Source organism: Streptomyces sp. XY431, from assembly GCF_001279805.1.
GTDB lineage: Bacteria > Actinomycetota > Actinomycetes > Streptomycetales > Streptomycetaceae > Kitasatospora > Kitasatospora purpeofusca.
The window spans coordinates 1-15,202 of record NZ_LGDO01000098.1; the positions used below are offsets into that span (position 1 = coordinate 1).

The window sequence follows — 15,202 nt, forward strand, 5'->3', positions numbered from 1 at the left end:
ACGCGGGGGCGGCTGGGGGTCTGGACGGTGAGGAAACGGGGGGGGGGGAGGGCCTGGACGTGGGTGGGTTTGGTGGTCCACTCGCAGCCGCCGGCCTCGTGGCGGAGGTAGACGAGCCCGGCGAGGGTGTCCATGTAGACGGCTTCGAGGGGCTTGCCGGAGGTGTCGAGGTGCGCGAGGTCACGCACGATCTCCCCGACGGCGGGGGTGTAGGTGGGCGTGCGGGGGCTACTGGGCATGGGGGCTCCACTGGTTGCGCTGTGCATTTGGGTCACTACGACCCGTATCCATGGTGGAGCTGGAGAGGCTACGATCGGAAGGCTTCGCACTGGACACTTCAGCCATGTGGGATTCACCTGCGAGAGGCGATCGAACATGAGGCGAACGGACCTTGACCCGACGTCATCTCCCTCAGCGGCCTTCGGAGTCCAACTCCGCAGATCACGCGAGGCGAAGAAGCTGACCCAGGTCAGCCTGGGAAAGATCATCGGCTACAGCGACACCCTCGTGTCCTCCATCGAAAGAGGGACTCGGAATCCCACTCTCCCCTTCGCCGTCCAGTCCGACAATGCGCTTGATACCGGCGGCACTCTGGAGCTGATGTTCTGGAACATCAGCTCCACCGCACTCCTCGAAGGATTCTCGGAATACGCAGATCAGGAGGCCAAGGCCGTCGAGGTCCGACACTTCGAACTCGGCATTGTGCCCGGGCTGCTGCAGACCCAGGAGTATGCGGCAGCGTTCGCTGCCGCCGCTGTGCGACGCGGAAAAATCACGCAGGAGCAGGCTGACGAGCGGATCAGGTTCCTTTTGACCCGGCAGAAGTTGCTGGACCGCAAGCAGGCGCCCTGGCTCCACTTCGTGCTCGACGAAGGCTGTCTGCGCCGGCCGGTGGGCGGAGCCGAGGTGATGCGACGCCAGCTCCGTCACCTGGAGGAGATGGCGTCCAGGCCCAACATCACCGTCCAGATCGCGCCGTACAGCCTCGCCGAGGAACTGCCGTTCACGATGATGGTCACGCTGCTGACCATGGCGGACCGCTCGTTGCGCGCCTATTCGGAGTGCCAGATGCGTGGGTTCCTCGTTCGGCAGAGCGAAACCTCCCGACCCTTGGAAAGGGACTACCATCAGCTCTCAGTGGAAGCGCTGCCGAAAGCCGCCTCTCTGGAGATGATCCGTCAGGCGTGAAAGGAACGTCATGAACGGCCCCGTAGACCTGTCCAACGCCACCTGGTTCAAGTCCTCCCACAGCAACAACGGGGGCTCGTGCGTCGAGGTCGCCCCCGACTTCCCCGGCCTCGTCCCGGTCCGTGATTCCAAGGACCCGTCCGGCCCCGCTCTCCTCTTCCCCTCCGACGCCTGGCGGTCGTTCGTCACCGGCGTGCAGGCGGGCGAGTTCGGCACGGTCTGACCTGGAACGACTCCTGGGCGCCGACCGGATTTCCGGTCGGCGCCCAGAAGTTGAGGCTTACTTGCTACCGTGGCTCGCATGACTCCTGTGAGCTGGCGCAAGAGTTCCTACAGCGACAACGGAGGAACGTGCGTCGAGGTGACGGCGGAATTTCCCGGCGTCGTACCAGTGCGCGACTCCAAGGACCCCACCGGTCCCGTCCTCGCCTTCCCGGCCGACGCCTGGAGCGCGTTCGTCGCCGGCGTGCAGGCGGGCGAATTCGGCACGGTCTGACCTGAACCGACTCCTGGGCCCCGACCGGATTAGCGGTCGGGCCCAGGTGTTGATGCGCCCTTGCTACCGTGGGTTGCATGACCCCTGTGAGCTGGCGCAAGAGTTCCTACAGCCAGAACGGCGGCAACTGCGTCGAGGTCTCCCCCGACGCCCCCGGGCTCGTCCCCGTCCGTGACTCCAAGGACCCCTCCGGGCCCGTCCTCTCCTTCCCCACCGACGCCTGGCGTTCCTTCGTCGCCGGCGTTCAAGCGGGCGAATTCGGCTCCGTCTGACCCGAACCCCCGGTCGGGGGCCGCGTATCGCTAAAGCCGCACGGCCGGGCCGACCAGCGGCCGCTGGGTGCGGGTCGGGGTCGGGACCGGGAGGATGCGGCGCAGCGGGGACGGGACGCCGCCGCGGCGGGACCACTCGTGCGGGTAGCCAAGCGACACCTCGTGGAACGGGACGCCGTCGGCGCGGACGGTGCGCGGGATGTGGAGGTGGCCGTACACCACCGCGACCGCGTGGAAGCGGCGGTGCCAGTCGGCCGTGTGCTCGGTGCCGCACCAGAGGGCGAACTCGGGGTGGCGCAGCAGGTAGGTCGGCTCGCGCCGCAGTGGGAAGTGGTTGACCAGGACGGTCGGCAGCGCCGGGTCGAGGGCCGCGAGGCGGCGCTCCGTCACAGCCAGCCGGGCCTGGCACCAGCTCTCCCGGTCCGGGAACGGGTCGGCGTGGAGCAGGAGTTCGTCCGTGCAGACGACCCCGGCGGCGTGGGCGGCGGCGAGTGCGGCGTCCTTGGTGGTGGTGCCGCGCGGGCGGAAGGTGTAGTCGTAGAGGAGGAACAGCGGGGCGACGGCGACCGGGCCGTCCGGGCCCGGCCACAGCGCGTACGGGTCCTCGGGGGTCAGCACGCCGAGGCCCCGGCAGAGTTCGACCAGTGCGCGGTAGCGGGCGTCGCCGCGCAGCCGGACCGGGTCGTCCGGGAGGGTCCAGAGCTCGTGGTTGCCGGGTGCCCAGATCACCCGGGCGAACCGGGCGGCGAGGAGTTCCAGGGCGCCGGCGATCTCGTCGAAGCGTTCGGCGACGTCGCCGGCCACGATCAGCCAGTCCTCGTCGGTGGCCGGGCGGAGGGCCTCCAGGACGGCGCGGTTGCCGGCGTGGCCGACGTGCAGGTCGGCGACCGCGAGCAGGTTCGGCGCGTTCACCGGGTGGCTCCGACGGGGGCGGTGGCGGCGAGCAGCCGGCGGGTGTAGGGGTCGGCGGGCTCCGCGAAGAGCCGGTCGACGGTGGCGGTCTCGACGAGCCGGCCGTCCTTCATCACCGCGACCCGGTCGGCGAGGTGCTGGACCACGCCGAGGTCGTGCGAGATGAACAGCAGGGCGAGGCCCAGCTCACGGCGCAGGTCGGCGAGCAGGTCGAGGATCTGCGCCTGCACCGAGAGGTCGAGCGCGGAGACCGGTTCGTCGCAGACCAGCAGGGCCGGTGCCGGGGCCAGCGCCCGGGCGATGGCGACGCGTTGGCGCTGGCCGCCGGAGAGTTCGGTCGGACGGCGGGTGAGCAGGGCGGCCGACAGGCCGACCTGGTCGAGCAGTTCGGTGACCCGGCGACGCCGTGCCTCGCCGCGCGGGACCCCGGTGCGGGCGACCGCCTCGGCGACCAGGCGCTCGACGGTGAAGCGCGGGTCGAAGGAGCCGAGCGGGTCCTGCTGGACGGCCTGGATGCGCAGCCGGTCCGGCCGCCGGCGCCGTTCGGTGAGCTCGCTCCAGGGACGGCCGTCGAGCCGGACGGTGCCGGTGTCGGGGCGTTCCAGGCCGAGCACGATCCGGGCCGTGGTGGTCTTGCCGGAGCCGGACTCGCCGACCAGGCCGAGCGTCTCGCCGGGGTGGAGCCGGAAGGAGACGTCCCGGACGACGGGGCGGCCGGCGAAGGAGCGGCCGATCCGGTCGACCTCCAGCAGGGGGGCACTTTCGGCGGCCGGGGCCGGGTCGGGCTCACGGACGGTGAGCGAGGAGACAGAGAGCGCGGCCGTGGTCGGGTGCCAGCACCGCGAGCCGAGCGCGTCGACCGGCGGGAGGGTGCTGCGGCAGGTGTCGTCCGCGGCGGCGCAGCGGGCCGCGTAGGGGCAGCCGCCGGGGGCGGCGGCCGGGCGGCCGGCCGGTTCCGGGGCGAGCCGGGTGCCCCGGGTGCGGGCGCCGGGGACGGCGGCGAGCAGGGCGCGGGTGTAGGGGTGGCGCGGTTCGGCGAGCAGGCGTTCGGCGGGGCCGGTCTCGACGATCCGGCCGCCGAACATCACCGCCACCCGGTCCGCGAGGCGGCCGACCACCGACAGGTCGTGGCTGATCAGCAGCAGGGCGGTGCCCCGGCCGCGGAGTTCGTCGAGCAGGTCGAGGACCTGGGCCTGGACGGTGACGTCCAGGGCCGTGGTCGGCTCGTCGGCGATCAGCAGGTCCGGTTCGGCGGCGAGCGCGGAGGCGATCAGCGCGCGCTGGCGCAGGCCGCCGGACAACTGGTGGGCGTACTGGGCCGCGCGGCGTTCCGGCTCGGGGACGCCGGTCCGTTCGAGCAGGGAGCGGACCCGGGCCGGGAGTTCGGCGCGGGTGGCGAGGCCGTGGACGCGCAGCGGTTCGGCGATCTCGGCGCCGACGGTGCGCAGCGGGTCGAGCGAGACCAGGGCGTCCTGGAGGACCAGGCCGATCCGCCGCCCGCGCACCTCCCGCCACTGGGCCTCGCTGAGGGTGCCGAGGTCGAGGCCGTCGAAGGCGAGCCGGCGGGCGGTGACGCCGGCGGGGACGCGACCGCCGGCGCCGGTGAGACCGACCAGGGTGCGGGCGGTGACGCTCTTGCCGGAGCCGGACTCGCCGACCACGGCCAGGCACTCGCCCCGGTCGAGGGCGAAGGAGACGTCCTGGACGGCGTGCACCGGGCCGAAGCGCACGTCCAGGCCCTCGATGGAGAGCAGGGGCGTCGGGGTGCTCGGCACCACCGGGGCGGCGACGCCGGGGGCGGCGGGGTGCGTCATGCGTCGGTCCTCCGGGTGAAGCGGGCCTGGGCGCGGCGGCCGAGGACGTTGACGACGAGGGCCGTCGCGGTGATCGCGGCGCCCGGGAAGACGCCGACCCACCAGGCGGTGGCGAGGAAGCGCCGCCCCTGGGAGAGCATCGCGCCCCACTCGGGGCTGGGCGGCTGCGGGCCGAGGCCGAGGAAGCTGAGCCCGGCGGCGGCGATCAGCGCGGTGCCGAAGCCGACGGTGGCGAGCACCAGCATCGGCCCGACGGCGTTCGGCAGCACGTGCCGGACGATCAGCAGCGGGCGCGGCAGGCCGAGTCCGACCGCCGCTTCCACATACCCGGAGCGGCGGACGACCAGGGTCTCGGCGCGCACGATCCGGGCGTACCCGGGCACGAAGGCGATCGCGATGGCGAGCATCACGTTGAGCGAGCCGGTGCCGAGCACGGTCACGGCGAGCAGGGCGAGCAGGATCGGCGGCAGCGAGAGCAGCACGTCGGCGAGGCGCATCAGCACCTGGTCCGCCCAGCGGCCGCCGAGCGCGGCGGCCAGGCCGAGCAGGGTGCCGCCGGTGATGGCGAAGACGGTGGCGCCGAGGCCGAGCAGCAGGGACGGCCGGGCGCCGTGCAGGACGCGGGCGAACAGGTCGCGGCCCAGCTGGTCGGTGCCGAACCAGTGCGCGGCGCCGGGCGGGGTGAGCGCCTCCGCCGGGTGGGTCTCGATGGGTGAGGCGGAGCTGAGCAGGCCGGGGGCGAGCGCGGCGAGCAGCAGCAGGGCGAGCGCGGCCAGGGCGAGGAGGAGGGTGAGCGGGGGCCGCCGACGGGCGGACGCGACCGGGGCCGGGGCGTCCGGGACCGGGGCGTCCGGGACCGGGGCTGCCGCCGTCGGGGCTTCCGGCGTCTTGGAGGGCGCGGCGTCGGGACCGGCGTCGGGACCGTGGGCTGGTTCAACAGTGGTGTGGGCCATGGCGGTTCAGTCGGTCCTCAGCCGTGGGTCGACAACGAGGTAGAGCAGGTCGACGAGGGTGGAGATCACCACGAAGACCAGGGCGGAGAGCAGTACCAGCCCGATCACCAGCGGCAGGTCCTTGTTGGTGGTCGCCTGGAGGGTCAGCGCGCCGATGCCGGGCCGGCCGAACACCGACTCGACCAGCACCGCCCCGCCGAGCAGCGATCCGGTGAGCCAGCCGGTGAGGGTGACCACCGGCACCGCCGCGTGCCGCAGCGCGTGCCGCAGCACCACGGCGGCCGAACCCACGCCCCGGGAAAGGGCGGTGAGCACGAACGGTTGCCCGAGCGCCGTTTCCAGTCCCTCGCGCAGGACCTGCGCGAGCATCCCGGCGACGGGCAGGGCCAGCGTGACGGCGGGCAGCACCAGCGCGGCCAGGCCGTCGTCCCCGGCCACCGGGAAGATCCGCAGCTGGAAGGAGAACGCGGTGAGCAGCAGGATCCCGATCCAGTAGGAGGGGCTGGAGACGGCGAGGAGTTCGGCGAGCGAGCTGAGCGCGCGCAGGGCGGGCCGGCGGCCGGCCGTGCCGACCGCCGCGACCAGGGCCAGCAGGGCGGCCAGGCCGAGTGCGGCCGCGCCGAGTTGGACGGTCGGGCCGAGCTGGTCGCCGATCAGGTCGGCGACCGGGCGCTGCAACTGGTAGGACTCGCCGAGGTCTCCGGTGAGCAGGTGGCCGAGGTAGGTGAGGTACTGCACGGGCACCGGCCGGTCCAGGCCGTACTGCTCCTGGATCGCCGCCTTGACCTCGGGGGTGGCGGCGGTGCCGGGGCCGAGCATCACGGTGACCGGGTCCCCGGGGACCAGTTGGAGCGCCGCGAAGGCGACCGTGGCGGCGCCGAGCAGGACGGCGGCCGCGCCGAGCAGCCGCCGCGCGGCGGCCCGCAGCAGGCGCGGGGCGCCGCTGCGGGCCGGCGCCGGCGTGACCGCCGGCTCCGCGAACCCGGTGGTTCCGGTGCTCACTTGGCGATCCAGGCGCCGTGGAAGGCGAGCCAGGTGTTGGGGTCGGCGGTGAGCCCGCGGACCTTGGCGGCGGTGCCGACCACGGCGGTGCGCACATACAGCGGGACGATCAGCCCGAGCTCGATCGCGCGCTGCTGCGTCTTGGTGTAGACGTCCTGGCGGACGGCCTTGTCGAACGTCCCCTTGCCCGTGGTGGTCCACTCGTCGAGCTGGGCGTCCTGGTAGAAGGTGGCGTTCTGGCCGCCGGTGGAGGGCTTGCTGGCGCTGTGGAAGTAGAGCCGCAGCACGTCCGGGTCGAAGCGGGCCCAGCTGTAGTCGGCGATGTGCTCCTTGCCGCCGTAGACGTTGGCGATGTAGGTGCCGATGTCCAGCCGGGGGCGGGTGATCTCGACGCCGATCTTCTTCAGGTCCGCCTGGATCGCCTGGCCGAGGGTCTCGCGCTGCTCGCGCACGTACTCGGCGGGCGGCAGCGGCCACTCCAGCGAGAGCCGCTTGCCGTCCTTGGTGCGGTAGCCCTCGCCGTCACGGGCCGTCCAGCCGGCCTCGTCCAGCGCCTTCTCGGCCGCGGCCTTGTCGTACGGCCAGGACTTCTCCAGCGACTTGTCGTAGTACGGGGTACTCGGCGCGATCGGGCTCCAGGCCCGCTTGTAGACGCCGAAGTAGACGGACTGGATGTCGGTGTCGAGGTCGATGCCGCGCTGCACCGCCTTGCGGACCTTCGGGTCGTCCAGCGGCGCCTTGGTGGTGTTGAGCACCAGCGCGTAGTTGGCGCCGGGCGCGTCGGTGGCGATGGTGCGCAGCTTCGGGTCGCCCTGGACGGTGCGCACGTCGGCCGGCGGGATCGGCTCGGCGACCTGCACCTGTCCGCTGCTGAGCGCGCCGACCCGGACCGAGTCCTCGGTGAGGAAGCGGATGGTGAGCTTCTCCAGGTAGGCCGGGCCCTGGTGGTTGGCGCTCGGCGGCGCCCAGTTGTAGTCCGGGTTGCGGGTGAAGACGGCGCTCTGGCCCTTGGTGTAGCCGGTGAACACGAACGGGCCGGTTCCGACGTCGGCCGGGCCGCCCGCGCCGAGCTTGGAGCCGTTCTCCTTGATGGCCTTCGGCGAGTAGAAGCCGAGGTAGGCGGTGCTGGCGGCCTGGAGGAAGGGCGCGAACGGCTCGGAGAACGACACCTTGACCGTGTGCGGGTCGACCACCTCGGTGCCCGTGTAGGGGCCGAGCAGGCTGGCCGCGTACTGGGACTTGGTCTCCTTGGCGACGATCCGGTCGAAGTTGGCCTTCACCGCCTCGGCGTCGAAGACCGTGCCGTCGGTGAACTTGACGTCCTCGCGCAGGTGGAAGGTGTAGCTCTTGAGGTCGGGCGCGATCTCCCAGGACTTGGCCAGCCAGGGCTGGAACTCGCCCTTGTCGTCCTGGTGGACGAGCGAGTCGAAGACGTTGCGCTGGATGGCGCCGGTGATGTCCTGCTGGCTGACGTGGATGTCGAAGGAGATCGGCTCGACGTCGGTGGCGTAGGTCAGCGCACCGCCCTGGACCGGCTTCTCGTCGATTCCGGCGGCGCCGGCCGTCGCGGCTGCACCGGAGCCGGAGCCGGTGCCGGAGCTGCAGCCCGCCAGGAGCAGCGCCCCGGCGGTGAGGGCGGCGAGCAGCGGAAGGGGCCGGGGCCCGGTGATGGCCATGCTGGTGACTCCGTCGGGGTACGAGGGGCGGTGGGAGGAATACCGGGACGCTATCGACGGGCCGACGGCGGCGAACCCCTACCGGACCCCTAGCGCACCCTTAGGCCCTCCGGGCGGGGTCCTGGTCCTCCCGCCGAGAAATGGCTTGCCGCCCCGGCGGCTGTCTGTCACCGTTCCGCGTGGACCGGAAGTTGATCATCAACAGTCGGTCGATGTCGACATGTCGGCGGCCTCTCGGGAATCCACCGGAGAGGCAGAGGTACAACGGGAATCGGTGCCATGGGGAACAGTTACGAGGACGAGTGTCGCCGGTCGTTGGCCGAGGAACAGGCGAAGAGCCTTGCCGGGACCAACGACTGGGAACATGTGGACAGGGCCCGGGTCCATCAGGACTGGGACGTCCTGTACCGGGAGATCACGGCCTGCCTGAACGCCGGCGCCCGGCCCGGGGACGGGGAGGTCCAGGAACTCGTCCGCAGGCACTTCGACATCGCCTGCCGGTTCTACACCCCCTCCCGGGAGGCCTACGTCGGCATGGCGCTCTTCTACGCCGAGGACGAGGCCATGAGGGCGTTCCACGATTCCTACCACCCCGGGCTGGTGGAATTCCTGGGTGCCGCGATCAAGGTGTTCGCCGAGCAGGGGACCGGGTTCGCCCCCGGGACGGGCGCCGGGGCTCCGGTGCGGTCGGGCGACGCCGGCCGGTGACGTACGTCGGCGGGTGCGCCCGGACCGTCGTCCGGGCGCACCCGCCGGGTGGTGCTGCCGGGAGGTCAGTCGCGGTGGTGGCGCTGGCGCGGGTAGCGGGGGACTGAGCGGCGGTGGGCGATCCGCCAGCCGTCCGGGGTGCGGGTGTACACGTCGAAGTAGTCGCCGTTGTGGACGCTGCCGTCCGGCAGGATCGCCAGGTAGCGGCTGCGGCCGCGGACCGTGCCGTCCTCGTCGACGGTGAACACCGAGTCCAGGGTCTGGTGGTCCGGGTGCTCCGGGCCCAGGTCGCGGGCGAACACCCGGATCTTCTCCAGGCCGGTGAACACCGCGCCGGTGCGGGTGAGTTCGATCACCCCGTCCTCGGCGAACACCTCGGCCAGCGCCTGCGCGTCGGCGTTGTCGAAGGCGTGCGAGAAACGGGCGAGCAGCTGGCGCAGCTCCTCGGCGTCGGCCGGGGTCGGGCCGGTCGTCATGGGCGGGCTCCTGAGGGTTGTGGTGGTGCGTGACAGGTCGGTGGAACGGGGGCCGGGCCCGGCCGAAGGGGAGAAGGAAGCGGCCGGGCCCGGGGGCAGGTGGGCGGGGTCAGACGATGGCCGGGGCCAGCTGCTGGACGATGCCCAGGCGGTCCGGGAGCACGTTGTAGCGGACGACCTTGTTGTCCCGCACCGTCAGCCAGCTGATGCTGTGGCCCACGAAGGACCGCCCGGTGGCCGGCACGCCGAAGATCGGCCCGACGTGGGTGCCCTCGATCCGCCAGAACGCGATCACCCGGTCCCCCTCGGCCACCAGGTCCTCCACGGTGGCCTTCACGTCGCGGACGTTCTGCCACAGCCAGCGCAGGTGCTCCTCGAAGTCCGCGCGGGTGCCGCTGCCGCCCGGGCCGACCCGGGTCTCGTCGGCGGCGTCCTCGGCGACCAGCTCCTCCAGCAGCTCGACCCGCTGGCCGGTGACCAGCTCGTGGTAGTACCGCTCGACCAGGGCCTTGTTCGCCTCGATGCTCATGGCTTCTCGCTCTCTTCGGTAGACGGAAAAACGGGGTGGAACGGAAAATCGGTGGTGCTGGTGGTGCTGGTGGTGCTGGTGGGGCGCGTGCGGGCGCGGTTCAGCGGGACGGCGCCGCCGGCGGCGGGAGCAGGATGCCGCCGTTGGCGCTCAGACCGCCGTCGACCGGGACGGTGACCCCGGTGACGTAGGAGGCCGCCGGGGAGGCCAGGAACCAGACCACCTCGGCCTGTTCGCGTGCCGCCCCCCAGCGCTGGGCCGGGATCCGGCGGGTGATGAAGGCCGAGAACTCCGGGTCGGCGACCTGGCCGGCCGTCAGGCCGGTGACCGTGCCGCCGGGCGCGATCGCGTTGATCCGGATGTTCTGGGCCGCGTAGTCGATGGCCGTGGCGCGGACCAGGTTGATCACCGCCGCCTTGGTCGCGTTGTACGCCCAGGTCCCCGGGTCGCCGCGCAGGCCGGAGACGGAGGAGGTGGCGACGATCGCCCCGCCGCCGGCCTCCCGCAGCGCCGGTGCGGCGGCCCGGATCCCGAGCACCACGCTGCGCACGTTCACCTGGAACAGGCGGTCGAAGCGGTCGACCGCGCCCGGCGCCTCCAGCGGCCCGCCGCCGCCGGTCCCGGCGTTCAGGACCGCCGCGTCCAGCCGCCCCCACCGCTCCTGGGCGAGCGCGACCGCGCGGACGTTGGTCTCCTCCGACGACACGTCACCGGCCAGGGTCACGACGCCGTCGAGGCCGGCGAGCGCGTCCAGGCCCGCCTTGTCGACGTCCACGGCGACCACGCGGTGGCCCCGCTCGACGAACAGCCGCGTCGTCGCCTCGCCGATGCCCGACGCCGCGCCGGTGACCAGTACTACGGGGTGGGTCATGTCTGTTTCCTTCCTCAGGGGATCGGTGGTGCCCGCAGCTCTCGCGGCACCCTCGGGAGTTCGCACTGCGCGGCTCAGGACGCGGGCCGCTCGATGCCTTCGAGCCACTGCCGGACGGCGGCCGCGGTCGTCGGGGTCTGGTGCTCCAGCACGGTGAAGTGGTCACCGGGTATGTCCCGGACCTCGTGCGGCACGGGCCAGTACGCCCGCCAGTCCTCGCGCTCCGTGGTGTCGACGACCATGCCGCGCAGCGGGGTGTCGGCCCGCAGCGCCAGGATCGGCGCGGTGAGCGGCGCGGGCTGCCAGCCCGCGAACACGTTGTTGTAGCCGCCCATGGCGGTGAGGCTGGCGTCGCTCCAGACCATGTCGTACTGCTCGATCCGGTCGATCATGCCGCCGAGCATCGAGTGCAGCCACCACTCCCCCATGCCCTCGCGCGCCGCGCTGTCGATCGGGTAGGAGTCGATCAGGACCAGGCCCGCCACCGACCGGCCGCGCGCCTCCAGCCGCTCGGTGACGGCGTGCGCGACGCAGCCGCCCATCGAGCGGCCGACGATGACGAACGGGCGGTCGTCGTCGAGGAGTTCGAGCACGGTCTCGGTCTGCATGGTGAGGTAGGTGTCGATGTTGTCGGGCAGTCGGTCGGACTGGTCCCAGCCCGGGGAGGGGACGACGAAGACGTCCCGCTCGCCCTCGAAGGCGTGGCCGAGCCGGGCGTACTCGTGCGGGCCGGAGATCGCGCTCAGCGCCGGGAAGGCGACGACGGCCAACTCGCCGTCCCCGGTGGCGAGTCGGATCGGCTTGAGCGCGCGCTCGGCCCGTTCCTCCACGCCGAAGCTGTCCCGCAGGTTCGAGGCGACGCCGATCAGTGCCGAGGCCTCGGGGAAGCTTCCCCGGGCCGCGAGACGGCGGTAGAGCGTGGACAGCGGATTCCTGGGGTCGTCCACCTCTCCGGCTCCCCCGGTGCCCGCGCCTGCGGTCGCCACGACGAACGGCTCGTCCCCGGCGAGGGAGATCAACTCCGACAGGTGGGTGGAGAGTTCGGTCGGGTCCGGGTGGTCGAAGGTCACCGTCGGGGGCAGCCGCAGACCGGTGGCGGCGGTGATCCGGTTGCGCAGCTCGACGGCGCTCAGCGAGTCCAGGCCCAGGTCGTTGAACGCCTTCCCCGCCGGCACCGCGCCCGGCTCGCTGCCGAGCACGGCGGCGACCTCGGTGCGGACCAGCTTCAGCACGGCCGCGACCCGCTCCTCCTCGCCCAGCGCCGCGAGCCGGGGCAGCAGGGTCGGCGCCGCGGCGGCCGGGGACGCCGCGCCCGCGGTGCGCCGGGCCGGCGGAACCAGCCCGCGCAGCAGCGGCGGCACCTCGCGCTGCGCCCGGACGGCGGCCAGGTCGAGCGGGACGGCGACCAGGAAGCCGGCGTCGACCCGCTCGGCCGCGTCGAACAGGGCCGTCCCGCGCTCGGTGGGGATCGGCCGCAGTCCGGCCCGCGCGGCCCGGCGGAGGTCCGCCTCGGTGAGGTGCTCGGTGATGCCGCTGACCTCGGCCCACTGCCCCCAGGCCAGGGACTGCGCGGGCAGACCGATGCTGCGCCGGTGGGCGGCGAGGGCGTCCAGGTAGGTGTTCGCGGCCGCGTAGCTCCCCTGCCCCGGGCCGCCGAGCACGGCGGCGACGGAGGAGTAGAGGACGAACGCCGCCAGGTCGTGGCCACGCGTCAGCTCGTGCAGGTGCCGGGCGCCGTCGGCCTTGGGCGCCCAGACGGCGGCCAGGCGCTCGGGCGTGAGCGCGCTCAGCACACCGTCGTCGACCACGCCGGCCGTGTGGACCACGGCGGTCAGCGGGTGCGCGGACGGGACGGCCGCGATCGCGGCGGCGAGCGCCTCGCGGTCGGCGGTGTCGGCCGCCGCGATCGCCACACTCGCGCCCAGGGCGGTGAGTTCGTCGCGCAGTTCGGCCGCTCCGGGCGCGTCCGCGCCACGGCGGGACAGCAGCAGCAGACGGCGCACAGCGCGCTCGGTGACCAGGTGCCGGGCGAGCAGGGCGCCCAGGGTCCCGGTGCCACCGGTGATCAGCACCGTGCCCTCCGGGTCCCAGGGCCGCGCCGAGGTCTCGACCTCGGGGACAGCCACCCGGACCAGGCGCGGGACCCGCACCCGGCCCTCGCGCACCGCCAGCTGCGGTTCGCCGCCGGCCACCGCCGCCGCCAGCACGGCCTCGGACGCCTCGGTGCCGTCGGTGTCGACCAGCACGATCCGGCCCGGGTTCTCCGACTGCGCCGAACGCACCAGGCCCCACACCGGGGCGGCGGTCAGGTCCGGCGCCTCCGACTCGTCGACGGCCACCGCGAGGCGGGTCAGGACGACGAGCGGGTCACCCTCGCCGGTGTCCTTGGCCAGCCAGGTCTGGAGGGCCGCCAAGGTCTCGGTCACGTCCCCGTCGATCGGCAGCACCTCACCCAGCGGTTCCGGAGCGCCCGCGAGGGCCACCTCGGGCCAGTCGAGCCCGAAGAGCGTGTCCCGGTCGACGCCGCCCGCCGGGGCCAGTTGCTCGGCGGAGACCAGCCGGGCCCGGAGCGCCTCCACCGAGGCGACCGGTGCGCCGGTGGCGTCCGCGACGTCGACGGCCAGCACCTCCGGCTCGGTGTACCGGAGCCGGACCCGCAGCGCGCTCGCCCCGGCGGCGTGCAGTCGCACCCCGCTGTAGGCGAACGGCAGCCGACTCACCCCGGGCGGGCTGTCGACCAGCCGCTGGTGCACGGTGAGGTGGACGGCCGCGTCCAGCAGCGCGGGGTGCAGGCCGAACCGCGCGGCCTCCCCGGCCGTTCCCTCGGGCAGCGCGACCTCGGCGAAGAAGGTGTCGCCGTCCCGCCAGGCGGCCCGCAGCCCCCGGAAGGCGGGCCCGTAGGCGAGGCCCCCGGCGGCGAGCTCCTCGTAGAGGTGCTCGATGTCCAGCGCCTGCGCACCCGCCGGCGGCCACTGCTCCAGGCTCACCACCGGGCCGGCGGCGGGAGCGCCCAGCAGGGTGCCGCTCGCGTGCCTGGTCCAGGTGTCGTCGAAGGTCGCCGGGAAGGCCGAACCCGCGGCGGGCCGCGAGTGGACGGCCACCCGGCGCGCGCCGGCCTCGTCCGGCGCGCCGACGGTCACCCGCAGGTGCAGCGCACCCTGCTCGGGCAGCACGAACGGCGCCTCGATCACCAGCTCGTCCAGGGTGCTCGCGCCCACCTCGTCGCCCGCCCGGATCACCGACTCCAGCAGGGCGGTGCCCGGGACGATCACGGTCCCCTGCACGGCGTGGTCGGCGAGCCACGGATGGGTGGCGAGGGACAGACTGCCGGTGAGCAGCACGCCCTCGCCGTCGGGCAGGGCGACCACCGCGCCGAGCAGCGGGTGACCGGTGGGCGTCAGTCCGAGGCCCTCGGGGTCACCGCTCCGGGCGGCGGGCTCCAGCCAGTAGCGGCGGCGCTGGAACGGATAGGTCGGCAGCACGACGGACGGACGGGCGTCGCCCAGCAGGGCGGTCCAGTCGACCTGGTGGCCCTGGACGTGGATCCGGGCGAGCGCCGTCAGCGCCGTCCGCTGCTCGGGCCGCTCCCGGCGCAGCACGGCCGTGGCGGTCAGGTCCGGGTCGGCGGCGGTGTCGAGGACGCCGCCGACCAGACCGGCCAGGGTGCCGTCGGGGCCGAGTTCGACGAAGGTCGTCGCGCCCTCGTCGGCCAGGGTGGTGACCACGTCCGCGAAGCGCACGGCGCCACGGACCTGCCGCACCCAGTACTCCGGGTCGGTGATCTCCTCGGCGGTGGCGAGCTTCCCGGTGACATTGGAGACCACGGGAACCGTCGGCCGGTGGAAGGTCAGGGTCTGCGCGACGGCGAGGAACTCGTCCAGCATGCCGTCCATGTGCGCCGAGTGGAACGCGTGGCTGACCCGCAGCCGCCGGGTGCGACGGTCCGCGAAGTGCTCGCGGACACTCTCGACGGCCGCCTCGTCACCCGAGACGACAACAGCGCGGGGCCCGTTGACGGCGGCGATGTCCACGCCGTCCGCCAGAACGGCCCGGACCTCCTCCTCCGTCGCCTCCAGCGCCACCATCGCCCCACCACCCGGCAGCGCCTGCATCAACCGCGCACGGGCACCCACCAGCACCGCCGCATCCTCCAGCGACAGCACCCCCGCCACATGCGCCGCCGCCAACTCACCGATCGAATGCCCGGCCACGAAGTCCGGCCGCACACCCCACGACTCGAACAACCGGAACAGCGCCACCTCCACCGCGAACAGCGCCGGCTGCGTCCACCCCGTCTCGTCCAAC

General features: G+C 73.4%; 15 protein-coding genes. 5 read left to right on the forward strand and 10 right to left on the reverse strand.

Features of this window, described 5'->3' with window-relative positions:
* Nucleotides 1–239: hypothetical protein (locus tag ADK60_RS13095; protein WP_159400418.1), on the reverse strand; the 239-nt coding region annotated here is incomplete at its 3' end.
* A 136-nt stretch (nt 240–375) separates the two neighbouring features.
* Between ADK60_RS13095 and ADK60_RS13100 the strand changes: the two genes are divergently transcribed.
* The 4 genes from ADK60_RS13100 (at nt 376) to ADK60_RS13115 (ending at nt 1,956) form a co-directional block, all read left to right on the forward strand.
* Nucleotides 376–1,188 (forward strand): helix-turn-helix domain-containing protein, encoded by an 813-nt coding sequence (locus tag ADK60_RS13100; RefSeq protein ID WP_053645809.1) that lies wholly within the window; start codon nt 376–378, stop codon nt 1,186–1,188.
* Nucleotides 1,189–1,198: 10 nt separating this feature from the next.
* The gene (locus ADK60_RS13105; RefSeq protein ID WP_053645811.1) at nt 1,199–1,411 is read left to right on the forward strand and encodes a DUF397 domain-containing protein; all 213 of its coding nucleotides are present in this window, start codon (nt 1,199–1,201) and stop codon (nt 1,409–1,411) included.
* A gap of 78 nt (nt 1,412–1,489) precedes the next feature.
* Nucleotides 1,490–1,684 (forward strand): DUF397 domain-containing protein, encoded by a 195-nt coding sequence (locus tag ADK60_RS13110; protein WP_053645813.1) that lies wholly within the window; start codon nt 1,490–1,492, stop codon nt 1,682–1,684.
* A gap of 77 nt (nt 1,685–1,761) precedes the next feature.
* The gene (locus ADK60_RS13115) at nt 1,762–1,956 is read left to right on the forward strand and encodes a DUF397 domain-containing protein (RefSeq protein WP_053645816.1); all 195 of its coding nucleotides are present in this window, start codon (nt 1,762–1,764) and stop codon (nt 1,954–1,956) included.
* A gap of 30 nt (nt 1,957–1,986) precedes the next feature.
* Here ADK60_RS13115 and ADK60_RS13120 read toward each other — a convergent pair whose 3' ends face one another.
* The 5 genes from ADK60_RS13120 to ADK60_RS13140 are packed head-to-tail and all read right to left on the reverse strand — an operon-like array spanning nt 1,987 to nt 8,313.
* Nucleotides 1,987–2,868 carry a metallophosphoesterase family protein gene (locus ADK60_RS13120; RefSeq protein ID WP_053645820.1) on the reverse strand — a complete coding sequence of 294 codons (882 nt, stop codon included), beginning with the start codon at nt 2,866–2,868 and terminating at the stop codon, nt 1,987–1,989.
* Nucleotides 2,865–4,682, reverse strand: a complete 1,818-nt coding sequence (locus ADK60_RS13125; protein ID WP_053645822.1) for a dipeptide ABC transporter ATP-binding protein — start codon at nt 4,680–4,682, stop codon at nt 2,865–2,867. The genes ADK60_RS13120 and ADK60_RS13125 overlap by 4 nt, the downstream gene beginning before the upstream one ends.
* Nucleotides 4,679–5,635 carry an ABC transporter permease gene (locus ADK60_RS13130; RefSeq protein WP_079008316.1) on the reverse strand — a complete coding sequence of 319 codons (957 nt, stop codon included), beginning with the start codon at nt 5,633–5,635 and terminating at the stop codon, nt 4,679–4,681. The genes ADK60_RS13125 and ADK60_RS13130 overlap by 4 nt, the downstream gene beginning before the upstream one ends.
* Before the next feature lie 6 nt (nt 5,636–5,641).
* A complete protein-coding gene (locus ADK60_RS13135) occupies nt 5,642–6,637 on the reverse strand; it encodes an ABC transporter permease (RefSeq protein ID WP_234371059.1) in 996 nt (331 codons plus the stop codon).
* Complete coding sequence (locus ADK60_RS13140) at nt 6,634–8,313, reverse strand: ABC transporter substrate-binding protein (RefSeq protein WP_053645825.1); 1,680 nt, start codon at nt 8,311–8,313, stop codon at nt 6,634–6,636. The genes ADK60_RS13135 and ADK60_RS13140 overlap by 4 nt, the downstream gene beginning before the upstream one ends.
* 279 nt (nt 8,314–8,592) lie before the next feature.
* Between ADK60_RS13140 and ADK60_RS13145 the strand changes: the two genes are divergently transcribed.
* Nucleotides 8,593–9,021: a TipAS antibiotic-recognition domain-containing protein gene (locus ADK60_RS13145; protein ID WP_045944181.1), complete on the forward strand. Its 429-nt coding sequence runs from the start codon at nt 8,593–8,595 to the stop codon at nt 9,019–9,021.
* A 65-nt stretch (nt 9,022–9,086) separates the two neighbouring features.
* Here the strand turns inward: ADK60_RS13145 and ADK60_RS13150 are convergent, their stop codons facing one another.
* The 4 genes from ADK60_RS13150 to ADK60_RS13165 all read right to left on the reverse strand — a co-directional run.
* Entirely contained in the window at nt 9,087–9,497 is a 411-nt protein-coding gene (locus ADK60_RS13150) for a nuclear transport factor 2 family protein (RefSeq protein ID WP_045944180.1), read from the reverse strand.
* A 109-nt stretch (nt 9,498–9,606) separates the two neighbouring features.
* Nucleotides 9,607–10,026, reverse strand: coding sequence for an ester cyclase (locus ADK60_RS13155; RefSeq protein WP_030398551.1), 420 nt, complete (start codon nt 10,024–10,026; stop codon nt 9,607–9,609).
* Between the two features lie 100 nt (nt 10,027–10,126).
* Nucleotides 10,127–10,897, reverse strand: coding sequence for an SDR family NAD(P)-dependent oxidoreductase (locus tag ADK60_RS13160; RefSeq protein WP_045944179.1), 771 nt, complete (start codon nt 10,895–10,897; stop codon nt 10,127–10,129).
* Between the two features lie 74 nt (nt 10,898–10,971).
* Nucleotides 10,972–15,202 (reverse strand): SDR family NAD(P)-dependent oxidoreductase (locus tag ADK60_RS13165; protein WP_159400419.1); only part of this gene is annotated, 4,231 nt, incomplete at its 5' end.